This is a genomic window from Blastococcus sp. SYSU DS1021, assembly GCF_054050995.1.
The window spans coordinates 1-14,358 of sequence record NZ_JBJHAL010000022.1 but is presented as its reverse complement, the minus strand read 5'-3'; the positions used below and the strand labels follow the sequence as shown (position 1 = coordinate 14,358).

The window sequence follows — 14,358 nt, the reverse complement described above, 5'->3', positions numbered from 1 at the left end:
CAGGCGCCATCCGGCCGTCGACAGGTACCCCGGCGAGGTCAGCTGACCGCCGCGCCGGGACGGAAGGCGTACACCGCGGCGAGCCGGAGCCGGGTCGCCGCCGCGTAGGCCGGTAGTCGGGTGAGCGTGGCGGTGGACGGGCGGTACCCCTCGAGCACCGCGTCGCGCAGCACCGCCGCGGTTCCGAGAAGACCCTGCTGCTCCCGCAGCTCCAGGTGGACCAGCAGATTGGCCACGTCGAGCGCCGGCTCCCCGGCGGCGAGCAGGTCGAAGTCGAGCAGCCCGACGGACCCGTCGTCGGCCACGAGCACCTGCCGGTCGTGCAGGTCCCGGTGCAGGAGCGCCGGTGGACCGGCCGGCCGGTCCGCCAGTGCGCGGGCCACGTCCTCGACACCGGGGACGTCCGCCGCTCCGAACGTGCGGGCCAGCTCCGCCCACCGACGGAGCACCGCCACCTCCGCCGCTGCGTCGTGCACCGGCGTACCCGGCGGTACCGGCGCCCGGTGCAGCGCAGCCAGGGCCGTGCCCAGCGACCGGCAGGCCGGCACCGCGGCTGCGGAGGCGAGCAGTTCGTGCAGCGGCCGGCCCGGCAGGGCGGCCGTGGTCAGCCGGCCGAGTCCGAGGTCGGACCCGAGCAACCGCGGTGTGCGTACCGGCAGCCGGGGCACCCGCTGGGCCGCGAGCAGCAGGCCCGGCAACCGGTCCGGCCGCACCACCTTCGTGTAGGCCACTGCTCCGTCCGGTCCGCCGTGGCGCAGCACCGCGCGCCGCTCCGGGCGGTGGGCCAGCAGAGCGGCGCCCGGAGCGGCGAGGAGCTCGCCCAGGCCGCGCAACCGCCGGTCGGCGCCCCGGGGCTGCAGCACGAGGCCGCCATGCACGATCGCGCCGACGGTCGCCTCGGCGACCGCCCGGGCGCGTCCGGGATCGCCGAACCACTGCCCCGCGGTCGGCCCCCCGCCCAGCGTGGCCTCCAGGAGCAGGTGCTCCGGACCTCGCGGCCAGGCCCGCAGCAGCCGACCGCCCAGGCTCTCGACGGCGGCGCAGGCGGCGGCGAGCCGGGTGCGCGTCCGTCTCCCGTTCACGACAGGGCCCGCTCGGCGGCGTCCAGGGCGCGGACCAGACCGCTGTCCCACGCGGGTTCGGCCAGCCGGAAGGGCTCCGGCGCCCGGCGCAGCAGCGCAGCGGCGGTGTGGGCGGCCAGCTGACGAGCCGGGGGCAGCGCACGGATCGTGGCGTAGCCGGCGAGCACCGGCTCCACGTCCCCCCCGTGCCCGCCACCGTCGAGACGGGCGCAGGCGATCATCGACGCGAGGTCGGCGGCAGGATCGTCGAGCGCCAGCTCGTCGAGGTCGGCGAGCGCCGGGCCGCTCGGCCCGACGACCACCTGGTCGGCCGAGAAGTCACCGTGGCAGACCCGCAGCCCGGGCGGTGGTCGGAGCCGCGCCGCGATCACCGCGGCCAGGCCCAGGGCGCGGCCGGCCTGCGCGGGGAGCAGCCGCGCCACGAGGCGGGCTCCGGCCCGCGTGCTCTCCGCGACCGTCTCGGGACGGCGCCGCAGCCCCGGGGCGGAGTGCTGGTGGAGCTGCGCCAGCGCCCGGCCCGTGGCGCGGAGCAGCGGCGCACGGTCGCCGACGGGGACGTCGCTCAACGCCTCACCGGGCAGCCACTCCATGACCGTCAGGCCGAGGCCGGCATCCGCGGCGACGAGCCCCGGCGTGCGCACCCGGGCCGTGCCGAACGCGGAGAGGGCGGTCACCAGTTCGGCGGTGACGGCCGGCCGGTGGACACGCAGCAGCACCGGCTCCCGGCCGGCGGCGGTGAGGACGCCGACCCACCGGCGGGCGGGCTTGTACCGCAGCACCCGGATCGTCGCCGCGGCGAGCGGCCACCCCGGGAGCAGCGGAGCCAGGACGCCGGGCCCGCCGCCCGGCCCGGCCAGCGCGGCGACACCCGGCAGGTCGCGGTCGGCCGCCCCGGTGGTGAGCAGCAGGCGCCTGCCCTCGTCCACGGCGAGCACCGTTCCGCCCGGGGCCCGGCGGCGGGTCTTGGCGAGCTTGGGCGCGCTGTGGCCGGCCCAGGCGCTGAGCACCGCGGGGACCGCGCCCGCCCCGGTGCGCAGCTCCAGGCCGAGCACGCAGCCGGTGCCCGGCTTGTACCGGAGGTAGCGGCGTCGCGCGGTCCCGAGGCCGTGCCCGGCCAGCCAGCCGGCCAGCACGTCGTCGTCCAGCAGCACCGGCAGGCCCGGCAGACCGGGGTCACGGGCGGCGAGGTCGGCGTCAGCGGGCTGCACGGGGGAACTCCTCGGACCGCGTCGCCGGCCGGTCCGCCGGCACGACGGAGATCGGCGCGGTGCGCGGGTGCTCCGCCGGCAGCGGGACCGGCCCGGTCGGCAGGACCGCCTCGGGCCGCCCGGTGCGGAGCACCCGGCCGTCCTCCATCCAGAACACCCGGTCGGCGTTCCGGGCCGCGGCGAGGTCGTGGGTGATCACGAACGTGGTGCGCCCGTGGGTCAGCCGGGCCAGCGCCGCGGTCACCTCCGCCTCGGTGTCCTCGTCGAGGCCGGTGAGCGCCTCGTCCAGGACGACGATCGGGGCGTCGCGGAGAGCGGCCCGTGCGATGGCGATCCGCTGCCGCTGGCCGCCGGACAGCGTCGAGCCGCGCTCGCCGACCACGGTGTCGTAGCCCTGCGGCAACCGCCTGACGAAGTCGTGTGCACCGGCGAGCCGGGCGGCCGCCTCGATCTCCTCCTGGGTGACCTCCCGGTCGACACCGAGCGCGATGTTCTCCCGCACCGATGCGGCGAACAGCACGCTCTCCTGGAGCACGATGGACACGCTCGCGCGCACCGACGCGACGGTGAGGTCGCGGAGGTCGTGCCCGTCGAAGGCGACGGTGCCCGTGTCCGGGTCGCGCAGCCGGGACAGGAGCGAGACGAGGGAGGACTTCCCCGCCCCCGAGGGGCCGACGACGGCGATCCGCTCCCCCGGCCGCACCCGCGCGCTCACGCCCCGCAGCACGGGATGACCGGGCTCGTAGGCGAGGTGGACGTCGTCGAACTCGACGTAGCCGAGCAGTGCGGGGCACGGGCGTGCCCACGGGGCGTCCCGCAGCCCCGGCTCCACCTCCAGGACGTCGACGATCCGCTCCCCGGACGCGGCGGCCTTGGAGATCCGGCCGGTGTACTTCGCGATGTCGCGCATCGGCTTGAACGCCGTCTTCAGGTAGGTGAGGAAGACGGTCAGCTCGCCGGGAGTCAGGTCACCGGCCAGGACCTGACGGGCCCCGACGTAGAGGACGATGCCCGTGGCCAGGCCCACGAGGACGTCGGTGCTGCGCTCCAGCCCGGCAGAGAGCCGCTTGGCCCGCACGCCGTCGCGCAGGCTTCGCTCGTTGCTGCCGCCGAAGCGCTGCTGCATGCGCTCCTCGAGGGAGTAGCTCTGCACCACCGTCATCGCCCCGAGCGACTCGGTGGCCAGCGACGCCAGCGCTCCCTCGGCCGTGCGCTGGGTCCGCGAGACGCCACTGATCCGCCGGGTGAGCCGCACGCTGATCAGCCCGAAGAGCGGGAAGACCAGCAGCACGACCATCGCCAGCTGGAGGTTGAGCGCGGCGACGACCGCGAGCATCCCGAGCAGCGTCACGGCGTTACCGAACAGGGGCAGCGCCGCGGTGACCGTCGCCTCCTGCAGCCGGCCGACGTCCCCGGTGACCCGCGTGACCAGGTCCCCGGTCCTCGCACGGTCGTGGAACGCCATCGACAACCGGTTGAGGTGGGCGTACAGCTCGCCGCGCACCCGGGTGAGCACCCGGTTCCCGGCCAGCGCGAAGCAGACGGTCATGCCGAAGGAGGCCAGCGCCCTCAGCGCGACGACCGCGAAGACGGCGATCGAGGCGACGACCAGCACGGTGCCCAGGTCGTCACGCGGTGCGACGGAGAGGTCGGCGCCGGCAGCGACCACGACGGCGTCGATGACCCAGGCCAGCGGCCAGGGCTCCAGCAGCCGCATGGCGACCTCGGCGAACAGGGCGAGCAGCCCCAGCAGGAGCAGCCGGCGCTGGCTGCGCACGTGCGGGCCGAAGCGGCGCAGCGTGCGCCGCAGCCCCGGCAGCGCCGAGCGCAGGCCGATCGGCCGCTCACGGCGGATCGGCGTGCCCGTCCTCACCGCGGCACCCCCGGCCCCGCCGGCGCGGCCGTCCCGAGCGCGTGCGCGAGCGAGCGGCGGACGACGTCCCGCCAGGTGTGCCGGGACACCGCGGCCGCGCGCCCGGCGGAGCGGAGGCGCTTCCGCTCGGCGGCATCCGCGCGCAAGGCCGACAGGGCGGCGGCCAGCGCGGCCGGGTCGCCGGGCGGGACGAGCCGGCCCAGCGGCCGCCCGTCGGGCCCGCCGCCGAGGATGCCCGGCACCTGCCCGACCCGGCTCGCGACGACCGGGAGCCCGGCGGCGAGGTACTCGTAGACCTTCAGCGGGGAGAAGTAGCTGTTCTCGTCGGCGGGGTAGGGCGCCACTCCGACGTCCATGCGCTGCAGCTGGGCCGGCACGTCCGCCGGCGGCAGGGCGCCGGTCGCCTCGGCCACGGCGCCGACCTCCGCCGCCCGGGTCAGCAGGGCCGGCCCCATCGGCCCGTCACCCACCAGCAGCAGCCGCCAGGTCGGGTCGTCCACGGACAGAGCGGCGACGGCGTCGACCAGCGTCTCCACGCCGTGCCACGGCTTGAGGGTGCCGACGAAGCCGACCGTGAACGGCGTGCCCCATGCCGGGGTCACCGGCCGCGACGTCGGCTGCACCCGCTCGACGTCGACCCCGTTGGGCTCGGTCCGCACCCGGTCGGGACGGCGGGACACCGACCGTGCCCAGGCGGCGACCGGGTCGCTGACGCACACGACCGCCGTCGCCGCGGAGAGGGCCGCGGAGGCGACGGCCTCGGCGCCCGCGCGGTCGGCCAGCGACCGGTGCGCGGCCTGCTCCGCGGGCAGCGGCGCGTTGACCTCCAGCACGCTGGGCACGCGGGCTCCCTGCGCCCAGGCGGTCGCGGTCCGCCCCCACAGCGAGTACCGCTCGTAGACCAGCTCGGGTCGGATCCGATCGAGGCAGGCGGCGACGGCGGCGTCGCAGGCCTGCGCGGAGCGCTCCCGGTCAGCGTCCTTTCCCGTGACCGGTGGCAGACCGTCCAGCGTGAGGCCGGGCAGCGGCTCGCCGCCCAGGCGGGGACTGAGGACGTGCACCTCGTGCCCGTCGGCGGCGAGCTCGCGGAGGACCGCCTGCAGGTGCACCGACGCGCCCTTGCTGCCGAAGACCGGGATGCCCGGATCGGTGCAGACGACGGCGACGCGCATCAGCCGGCCACCACGGCCTGCGTGCGGGCCGTCGACGCGCTCCCCGTGGGAGCTGCAGCGGGCGGGAAGCCGGCCGCGACGCCGGCCGCCTGCCGGCGGGCGTCGAAGTCGGCCTCGATGCGGTGCCGCGCCGACGTCGCCAGCCGGGCGCGCAGGTCGGCGTCGTCCAGCAGTCGGCCCAGAGCGGTCGCGAGCGCCCCGGGGTCGCGCTCGGGCACCAGCAGGCCGGTCTCCTCGTCCCGCAGGACCTCGGGGATGCCGGTCACCGGCGTCGCGACGCACGGCGTCCCGAGTGCCATCGCCTCCAGCAGCACGGTGGGCAGCCCGTCGCGGTTCCCGTCGACGCCGACGACGCAGGGCGCGGCGAAGACGGCGGCCGAGCCGACCACCCTCCGCACCTCCTCCTGGGTGAGCGCCCCGGTCATCGTCACGACGTCGTGGAGCCCCAGCCGGCCGACCCGGGCGGCCAGCTCGCCGGCCAGCGGTCCGGTGCCCACCAGCTGCACCGAGAGCTCGCGGCCACGGGCGCGCAGCAAGGCGACGGCGTCCAGCAGGTCCGCGAACCCCTTCTTCTCCACCAACCGGCCCACCGCCGCGATCACCGGCGGGCGGTCCGTGACCGGGTTGCGCGGGAAGGCGGCGAGGTCCAGGCCGTTGTAGACCCGCCGGACCCGGTCCGCGGCGGAACCGAAGCGGCCGCGCAGGTGCGCGAGGTTGAAGTCGCTGATCGTGACGACGTCGGCGGCGTCGACCAGCTTGGCGCGCAGCTCCTCGTGCCGGACCTCGCTGTGGAAGATGTCCTTCGCGTGGGCGGTGAACGAGTACGTGATCCCCGCCAGCCGCGCGGCGAGCCGGGCGACCGTGGTCGCGACGGACGCGAAGTGGGCGTGCAGGTGCGTGACTCCCCCGGCGCGGACGGCGAGTGCGAGCTCCAGCGCCTGCGCGGCGTCGAGCGCGTCGGCGTCCCACAGCTCGTCGGCGTGGTGGGCGAGGTCAGGCAGCCCGGCGCGGGCGTCCCGGAACGCCGTCCACAGGTCGTCGGCGCGGATGCTCGACGAGCGCAGGTAGGTGACCGGCGCCCGCAGGCGGGCGAGCGACTCGTGGAAGCGGCCGTCGGCCGGTGGCCGCAGGGAGAAGACCGCGACGTCGAGACCGCGCTCCTGGTGGGCGAGCAGCTCGGTGACCACGAAGGTCTCGGAGAACCGTGGGTACATCTTCAGCACGTAGCCCACGCGGCCGGGGCGGATGGGCTCAGGCAGCTGCACGACGGACCTCCTGCAGCGCGGTGCCGCCCGCGCCACCGGTCCCGCGGGCGGAGCGGCCGAGGGGCGGACGGGACCGGCCGCCCAGCACCAGGTCGGCCAGGTGCGGGACCCGGCGCAGCCCGTCCAGGTCGACCGGCGCACCGGCCGGGGCGGGCGTGCTGACCGCGGTCGCCAACCAGTCGCCCAGCACGGCGCCGCTCAGGTCGGCCGGGCGGCAGTAGTCGAGCAGCCCGCGCTCGGCGAGCCGTTCGGCACGTACCAGCTGCTCCTCGCGTGGGGCCACCCGCGGGACGACGAGCGCCCGGACGCCGGCGGCGAGAAGCTCGCAGACGCTGTTGTACCCGCCCATCGAGACCACCGCGGCAGCCGCGGCGAAGAACTCCTCGCTGTCCGGCACGAAATCGAGGACGGTCAGGCGCTCGTCGGCCGCGGCAGCGGCCCGGACGGCGTCGCGCACGGAGGCCGCCATGAACGGCCCGGTGAGCAACACCCCCCGGTGCCCCTCGGGCAGCGGCGCCGAGGCGAAGGCCCGGGCCAGCTCCTGGCCGTCCTGCCCACCACCCACGGTGCAGAGGACGTAGGGCTCGGCGGGCGGGGTGAGCCGGGCGGTCGGGCGGCTTCGCGGGCGAACGGTGTCCCGGCGGCCGTGCCCGAGGTAGCCGGTGTACTGGACCATGGCGACCACCTCGGGCGGCAAGCGGTACTCGGCGACCGGGTCGTAGACGACGGGATCGCCGTAGACCCACACCGCGTCGAAGTAGTCGACGAGGATCTCGGTGGTGGCCGACCGCTCCCACTCCTCGATCGCCACCTCGGGGCGGTCGAGCACCTCCCGCAGCCCCAGGACGACGCGGGTGTCTCCCAGCTCGCGGAGCGTGCTCAGCGCCGGGAGCAGCTCGCCGCAGACCCCGGCGGCGACCTTGTCGACGACCAGCAGGTCGGGGGCGAAGGCTCCCAGAGCGGCGTCCAGGATGCGCGCCCGGACGTCCAGCACCACCTCGAGCGGGCTGGCCAGCGCACGGGCTGCGTAGTCCCCGTCGTCGGTCTTCCGGATCGTGGGCAGCGTGAGGACGTCCGTGCGCGGTGGGAGCGGAAGCATCGCCGCCTCCGGGTTGCCGGTCAGCAGGAGCACGTCCGTGTCGGGGCGTGCCGCCACCAGCGCGGCGGCCAGGGCGATGTTGCGGCGCGTGTGCCCGAGACCCTGGGTGTCGTGCGAGTAGAACGCGATCCGCCGCAGCCGCGGCGAGGCCTGTGAGGTGCGCGAGGGCTGGGGTGTCGGCGACATGAGGTCCTCCGGCGACGAGGACGTGGCCGTCCGGTGTCGAGTGGGTGACCCCACCGTGCCCAGCTCGCGTGGCACCCCGGTGAGCCGTGGATGAGAGAGACCTCATCCACGGGCGGGTCGAACGGCACGCGGGGCGCGTGGCCGGCCCCGCTCGCGGCGTCAGTCCTCGGTGAAGAGCGCCACCAGCTCGTCGGGCGTGCCGGGCACGTGCAGCGGGAGCACGGAGACCGACCACTCCGGGCGCCGCTCGTCGACGCCGAGCGCCAGGTCCCACGCCGCGCGGGGGGTGAGCGGGCCGAAGCAGGCGTCGTCGCCGTCCTCGCCCAGGTCGACCTCGACGAGCCACTGGTCCGACAGGTCGGCGGCGAGCTCGGCGAAGTCGGGGGCCGCGTCCTCGTCGGGCTCCGGGGAGTCGATCCGGACCGGGTAGATGAGCGCCATCCTGCGCACGGTAGGCCCCCGGGCCCCGTCCGGCATCCCCCGGACGCCCGGGGCGCCGGGGAGTGCCCCGACCGTAGGTTGGGCGCATGACGACGCCGCGGGACGACGGTCGCTCCATGCGCGAACGGATGCTGGCCGGCGAGCCGTACCTCGCCGACGACCCGGAGCTCGGCGAGCTCAGCTCGCGGGCCCTCGACCTCGCCGACGCCTACAACGCGACGTCGGTCCGCCAGGCCGGGCTGCGCCGGAAGCTGCTCGAGCAGCTGCTGGGGTCGGTCGGCGAGGACACCGAGCTGCGCCCGCCGTTGCGCGTCGACTACGGCCGGCACCTGACCGTCGGCGCCCGCTGCTTCGCCAACTTCGGGCTGGTCGCCCTCGACGTCGCCCCCATCACCATCGGGGACGACGTGCAGATCGGGCCCAACGTCCAGCTGCTCACGCCCACGCACCCGGTGGAGGCGGAGCCGCGGCGGCAGAAGTGGGAGGCCGCGCAGGCGATCACCATCGGCGACAACGTCTGGCTCGGCGGCGGGGTCATCGTCCTGGCGGGCGTCACGATCGGCGCGAACACGGTCGTCGGCGCGGGCGCCGTCGTCACCCGGGACCTGCCGGCCGACGTCGTCGCGGTCGGCAACCCGGCACGCGTCGTGCGCCACCTGGACGAGGCCCGGTAGCCGACGAGCCGCCGCCGGCGTCCCCGTGGGAACGCCGGCGACGGCTCGACCGGTCGGAGGCCGACGGGGCGCGGCCGGTGCGACCGCGCCCCGTCAGCCGTCAGTCGTCAGTCCACGACCTCGTGACCGTGCACGTGGTCGTGCGCGAGGCCGCCGCCGCCGGCCGCCTCCCTGAACGTGCCCTGCTCGCCGGCCGGGGCCGGCAGCTCGAACGCCGGACCGGGGACCGGTCGGCCCGGGACGCCGTTCACCGACTCCGTGGAGAAGGCGAACGTGAGCATCGCGAAGGCGATGAGGTCGCTGTTCACGTCCAGCGCGTCGAGGGCCATGTTGTCGATCTGGTCGCAGGCCAGGTGGTAGCACGGGTCGAACTGCTCGCCCGCGGTACCGCCCCAGATCGCCGCCTGCTCCTCGGTCTTGCGCACCTCGGCGCCGGTGAACAGACCCCCGGACGGGATGCCGGCGTTGATGAACGCCTGGTAGTCGCTGCGGCCGGAGTACTCCGCGTCGTCGTAGGGCACCCCGATCTTGGTGTAGTACGACTCGTAGAGGTCCTCGATCGCGGTGGAGCCCGCCGGGATCGGGGCCGAGGCGTCCCAGGTGGACTCGTCCGAGTCGTAGACCATCTGCACGTAGTTCGGCGACGCGACCATGTCGTAGTTCATGTAGAGCGCGATGCGGTCGAGCTCGGACTGCGGCAGCTTCTCGACGTAGCTCGTCGAGCCGACCAGCCCCTGCTCCTCCGCGGCCCACCACGCGAACCGCAACGTGTTGTGCGGCTTCATCCGAGCCATCGACAGCGCCGTCTCGAGCAGCGCCGCCGACCCCGAGCCGTTGTCGTTGATACCGGGTCCGACCTCGACGCTGTCCAGGTGGGCACCCGCCATGACGACGTTGTTCCGGTCCCTGCCCCGCAGCTCCGCGATGACGTTGTAGTCGGTGCGGGTCTCCGCGGGGAGCACCTTCACGAAGGCGGTGGCACCGTCGGCCGCCAGGGCCTCGCCCTGCGCGAAGCTGGCACCGACGACCGGGATGCCGTGCTGCACCGTGGTGCCGTCGCCGAGGGTCGCCGCGTTGGCGACGATCAGCTCCATGCGGTCGGGGCCGTTCCCCTGGTTGAAGATGATCACCGCCTCGGCGCCGGCCTGCTCGGCGTTGGCCGCCTTGTCGCCGAAGTTGCAGGTGCCGCGCTGGACGAGGGCGATGTCGGCCGGGCCGGTGAGGTCCAGCCCGGCGAAGTCCTCGGCCTCGCAGCCGCTGCTGGAGGCGGCCGGATCGGTCAGTGCGAGGTCGACCGGTACGACGGCGCCCTCCACCGTGCCCGAGCCGCTGCCGGTGAAGACCCCGGTCTCGTACTCGGCCTCGACGGGGGTGAGCTGGCGCAGCTCGGCGGGGAAGTTGAACGTGACCTCGACCGGGTCGAGCGTGACGTCGAACCTGGCCTGCCGCAGCAGGCCCGCGACGTACTCCACGCTGTCGGCGTAGCCGTCCGTGCCCGCCGCGCGGCTGCCCGGGTAGACCGGGTCGTCGCTGTTGTCCGCGATCTCCTGGAACGCGCGCTGGTGCTCGAGGATGTCCTCGAGGTCGACGCACTCCAGCAGCTTCTCGTACGTGATGTTGTGCCGGCGGTCGCACGGATCCCGGGGCAGGGTGTTCGAGTCCCGCGGTGCGGCGGTGGCCGTGGCGGGGAGGGCCAGCGCCAGCAGCAGTCCGCTGGTGCCCAGTGCGATGGCTCGAGCCGCCGTCCGTCGTGCGGACGCGGTCCGTCGTTCGTTCACGCTCGATCCCTTTCGATCGGTGGTCGGCGGGATCCCCGCCGGCGCCGGCGCCCTTGCCGGCACCGGAACTCCACCGGAGGAGAGGGCGCTTGCATAGGGGGAGTTCGCGATCCGGAACTGGCAGGAGCCCGCGCGGCACCCACCCGCCGAGGGCTCTTCTCCGCGGCCGACCAGCGGATTCGGGCGTGAGCCAGGTCACGACACGCAGAAAGCGGAAACGACCCTCCGTGACGGGCTGCGACGCTCGGCGACCGTCGCCGGGCGGGCGGGACCTCAGCCCGCCCGGCCGGCCCCGTCCACCGGAAGCCACCGGCGCCACCAGCGGAGCAGGTGCTCCAGGCGGTCCACCCGGTGCCGGGGGCGGCCGCGTCGCGCCAGCTCGTGCCCCTCGCCGGGGAACAGGAGCAGCTCTGCCGGCACCCCGCGCCGGACCAGCTCCGCGTACAGCCGCTGCCCCTGCTCCAGCGGCGTCCGCCGGTCCTCCTCCGCGTGGACGACCAGGGTCGGGGTGCGGATCGTCCCTGCCCGGGCCAGCGGGCTCTGCGCCGCCAACCGCTCGGGGTCGCTGCCCAGATGCGTGTCGACCAGGTACCAGCCCGCGTCGGAGGTACCGGCGAAGGCGACCGGGTCGATGAGCGCCCCCTCCACCACGGCCGCCGCGAACCGGTTCGTCCGGCCGATCAGCAGCGCGGCCAGCGAGCCGCCGTAGGCGCTACCCATGATCCCCACCCGACCGGCGTCCAGCGCCGGCTCGGTGAGCACCGCGTCGAGGAAGGCCAGGACGTCCTCGGCGTCCGGGCCGCCCCACGCGCCCCGGACGGCCCGCCCGTGCGCCGCGCCGTAGCCGGAGGAACCACGCGGGTTGCACTGCACGACCGCGTACCCGGCGGAGACGAGGACCTGGACCTCCTCCGCCAGCTCCCATCCGCACTGGCGGAACGGCCCGCTGTGCACCACGAGCAGCACCGGGTGCGGGCCCGGCCCCGGTGGCGCGGTCACCCAGCCGTGCACCGGGTACCCGTCGGGGGCGTGCGCGGTGCACTCCCGCATCCGGTGCAGCCGACCGGTGGCACCGAGGTGGCGGCCGAAGCCGGTGAGCAGCCGGCGCCCCCCACCGCCGACGGCCAGCAGCTCCCCGGCCGACCGGTCGTGGCCCACCGTGGCGACGACGACCCCGCCCCCGGCGGCGATGCCCCGGACGGTGAACGGGCCGTCGACGAGCGTCTCGGGTGGCCCGCCGTCCAGCGGAACCCGCAGCAGCTCGACCGCGCCCCGTCGTTGGACGCCGACCAGCACCGCTCCGTCGGCCAGCACGGTCGCGGGGGTCGTGTCGCCCCGCCCGTGCTGCTCGGGGTCGAGGAGCACCGCCAGCGGGCCGCCGTCGACGGGGACCCGGCAGGGCACCGCCTGCCGGGCGGCCGCGTCCACGCCGTCCGGGCCCAGGTCGGGGATCGCGGTGAGCACGATCGTGGCGCCGTCCGGCGTGTACGCCGGGGAGGAGCAGTCGCCGCGGGACTGCGTGACGCGACGGAGCGCGGACCCGTCGGGGCCGATGACGTACACGTCCCGGACCAGGTCCCGGTCCGCCCGGTCGTGGCGCGCCGACACGAACGCCAGCTCGGCGCTGCCCGGGTGCCAGGCCACGTCCGCGCAGTCCGCCTCCCCCGCCGTCACCTGCACCGGCTGCGGGGGCGCGGCGGTGTCGTCGGCGAAGTCGGCCGGCAGCGAGGCGACGAAGACCTGGGCGGGGCGGTCGCGGAAGAAGCCCAGCCCGTCCCGGCGGTAGGTCAGCGTGGTGATCAGGCGCGGCGGCTCGGCCTCCGGGCTCACACCGGGGACCGTGCCGTACCGGCCGTGCTCGGGCACCCGTGCGACGTAGGCGATGCGGCGGGAGTCCGGGGACCAGGCCGGCGCACCGGCACCCAGCGGGTGGTCGGTCAGCCGGCGCGGCGCGCCACCGGCGGCGGGCAGCACCTGCAGCTGCGGACGGCCACCTGGTTCCGCGCCCAGATAGGCCAACCACCGACCGTCCGGGGAGAACTGCGGGTCGGTGTCGCACCGGCCGGTGGTGAGCGGGCGCGCCGGCGCGGAGCCGTCGGTGGGCACCGCCCACAGCTGGCTGCGGTACTCGTCGGCGACGGGGTCGGGCCAGCCGACGGCCACGACCGCCATCCGACCGTCGGGCGAGACCGTCGGCGTCCCCGGCGTGCGCAGGAGGGCGAGGTCCGACGGGCGCATGCCGGCGACGCTAGCCGAGGGATCGGGGCCGGCCGCCCGGCGGCCGGGCCGTCGCCGTCAGCGTGCTGCGCCGCCTCCGCCCGGGCCGCTGGTGTCGGCGATCCGCGCCTCGGCCGCTGCTGCGGCCTCGGGCCCTCCCGGCGCCACCGCCTCGGCCTCCTCCGGCTCGATCACCGGCTCGTCGGCCGAGACGAGCTGGCCCCGCGTGCGCAGCAGGCTGGCGATCGTGGCGACCACGAGGACGCCGAGGATGACCGACAGCGACAGCCAGATCGGGATCTCGGGAACGGCCTCGATGTGCTCGCCGCCGTTGATGAACGGCAGCTCGTTCGTGTGCAGCGCCTCCATCACCAGCTTGACCCCGATGAAGGCGAGGATCACGGCGAGGCCAAGCGAGAGGTAGACCAGGCGCTTGAGCAGGCCACCCAGCAGGAAGTAGAGCTGACGCAGCCCCATGAGCGCGAAGACGTTGGCCGTGAAGACGATGAACGCCTCCTGGGTGAGGCCGAAGATCGCCGGGATGCTGTCGAGCGCGAAGAGCAGGTCCGTCGTCCCCAGGGCGAGGAAGACGATGATCATCGGCGTCCAGAGCTTCGCGCCGTTCTCCGTGACCCGGACCTTGGCGCCCCGGAAGTCCTGGGTCATCGGCAGCACCCTGCGCATGCGCCGGATGAACGGGTTCTCCTCGTAGTCCTCGTCCTCGCCGCGGTGGCGGACCAGGTTGATCGCCGTGTAGACGAGGAACGCACCGAAGACGTAGAAGACCCAGGTGAAGCGCTCGATCACCGCGGCGCCGAGCAGGATGAAGATGCCGCGCAGGACCAGCGCGATGATGATGCCGACCATCAGGGCCTCCTGCTGCAGGTGCCGCGGCACCCGGAAGCGGGCCATGATGATCACGAACACGAACAGGTTGTCGACCGAGAGCGAGTACTCGGTCAGCCAGCCCGCGTAGAACTCGGTCGCGGAGGTGCCGTCGGCGACCCAGAACAGGATTCCGCCGAACACGAGGGCCAGCGCCACGTAGAACGCGACCCAGCCTCCCGCCTCCTTCGTGCTGGGTTCGTGCGGGCGGCGGGCGACGATGGCGAGGTCGGCGAGCAGCAGGACGGTCAGCCCCACCAGCGTCGCGACCTCGAACCAGACGGGGAGGGCCACGCGCCGGAACGCTACGTACCGGAACGGCGGCCCGCCCGGCGAACGACGGGCCGGGGGCGGTGAGGCTGCTCACGTGCCGCCGCGGCCCGCCGGACGGGCCGCGCCCCCCCGGGGGTTCACCCCCCGGGGAGGCCGCCCGGGCGCACTGCGTGGAGCCGACCTACCGCGCACACAACCGGGCGGT

The 14,358-nt window shown here is 75.4% G+C and carries 11 protein-coding genes; 1 reads left to right on the top strand and 10 read right to left on the bottom strand.

Going from position 1 to position 14,358, the window contains the following annotated elements; translation table 11 throughout:
• Positions 1 to 38: 38 nt before the first annotated feature.
• The 7 genes from ACI8AP_RS15805 to ACI8AP_RS15775 all read right to left on the bottom strand — a co-directional run bounded on the left by ACI8AP_RS15805 (position 39) and on the right by ACI8AP_RS15775 (position 8,326).
• Positions 39 to 1,082 (bottom strand): phosphotransferase family protein, encoded by a 1,044-nt coding sequence (locus ACI8AP_RS15805; protein WP_456590316.1) that lies wholly within the window; start codon positions 1,080 to 1,082, stop codon positions 39 to 41.
• On the bottom strand, positions 1,079 to 2,290 hold the full coding sequence (locus tag ACI8AP_RS15800; RefSeq protein ID WP_456590315.1) for a phosphotransferase: 1,212 nt from the start codon (positions 2,288 to 2,290) through the stop codon (positions 1,079 to 1,081). Before ACI8AP_RS15800 ends, ACI8AP_RS15805 begins: the two co-directional genes overlap by 4 nt.
• Positions 2,277 to 4,163 carry an ABC transporter ATP-binding protein gene (locus tag ACI8AP_RS15795; RefSeq protein WP_456590314.1) on the bottom strand — a complete coding sequence of 629 codons (1,887 nt, stop codon included), beginning with the start codon at positions 4,161 to 4,163 and terminating at the stop codon, positions 2,277 to 2,279. The genes ACI8AP_RS15800 and ACI8AP_RS15795 overlap by 14 nt, the downstream gene beginning before the upstream one ends.
• Positions 4,160 to 5,335, bottom strand: coding sequence for a glycosyltransferase family 4 protein (locus ACI8AP_RS15790; RefSeq protein WP_456590313.1), 1,176 nt, complete (start codon positions 5,333 to 5,335; stop codon positions 4,160 to 4,162). Before ACI8AP_RS15790 ends, ACI8AP_RS15795 begins: the two co-directional genes overlap by 4 nt.
• Positions 5,335 to 6,600 carry a glycosyltransferase gene (locus tag ACI8AP_RS15785; RefSeq protein WP_456590312.1) on the bottom strand — a complete coding sequence of 422 codons (1,266 nt, stop codon included), beginning with the start codon at positions 6,598 to 6,600 and terminating at the stop codon, positions 5,335 to 5,337. The genes ACI8AP_RS15790 and ACI8AP_RS15785 overlap by 1 nt, the downstream gene beginning before the upstream one ends.
• Positions 6,587 to 7,885 (bottom strand): glycosyltransferase family protein, encoded by a 1,299-nt coding sequence (locus ACI8AP_RS15780; RefSeq protein WP_456590311.1) that lies wholly within the window; start codon positions 7,883 to 7,885, stop codon positions 6,587 to 6,589. Before ACI8AP_RS15780 ends, ACI8AP_RS15785 begins: the two co-directional genes overlap by 14 nt.
• 159 nt (positions 7,886 to 8,044) lie before the next feature.
• The gene (locus tag ACI8AP_RS15775) at positions 8,045 to 8,326 is read right to left on the bottom strand and encodes a hypothetical protein (RefSeq protein ID WP_456590310.1); all 282 of its coding nucleotides are present in this window, start codon (positions 8,324 to 8,326) and stop codon (positions 8,045 to 8,047) included.
• An 86-nt stretch (positions 8,327 to 8,412) separates the two neighbouring features.
• Here ACI8AP_RS15775 and ACI8AP_RS15770 point away from each other — a divergent pair, with 86 nt between their 5' ends.
• Positions 8,413 to 9,000 carry a sugar O-acetyltransferase gene (locus tag ACI8AP_RS15770; RefSeq protein WP_456590309.1) on the top strand — a complete coding sequence of 196 codons (588 nt, stop codon included), beginning with the start codon at positions 8,413 to 8,415 and terminating at the stop codon, positions 8,998 to 9,000.
• 107 nt (positions 9,001 to 9,107) lie between these two features.
• Here the strand turns inward: ACI8AP_RS15770 and ACI8AP_RS15765 are convergent, their stop codons facing one another.
• The 3 genes from ACI8AP_RS15765 to ACI8AP_RS15755 form a co-directional block, all read right to left on the bottom strand.
• Positions 9,108 to 10,778 carry a M28 family metallopeptidase gene (locus ACI8AP_RS15765; RefSeq protein WP_456590308.1) on the bottom strand — a complete coding sequence of 557 codons (1,671 nt, stop codon included), beginning with the start codon at positions 10,776 to 10,778 and terminating at the stop codon, positions 9,108 to 9,110.
• Positions 10,779 to 11,051: 273 nt separating this feature from the next.
• Positions 11,052 to 13,016, bottom strand: coding sequence for a S9 family peptidase (locus ACI8AP_RS15760; protein ID WP_456590307.1), 1,965 nt, complete (start codon positions 13,014 to 13,016; stop codon positions 11,052 to 11,054).
• Between the two features lie 57 nt (positions 13,017 to 13,073).
• Positions 13,074 to 14,174 carry a TerC family protein gene (locus ACI8AP_RS15755; RefSeq protein ID WP_456590306.1) on the bottom strand — a complete coding sequence of 367 codons (1,101 nt, stop codon included), beginning with the start codon at positions 14,172 to 14,174 and terminating at the stop codon, positions 13,074 to 13,076.
• Positions 14,175 to 14,358 lie beyond the last annotated feature (184 nt).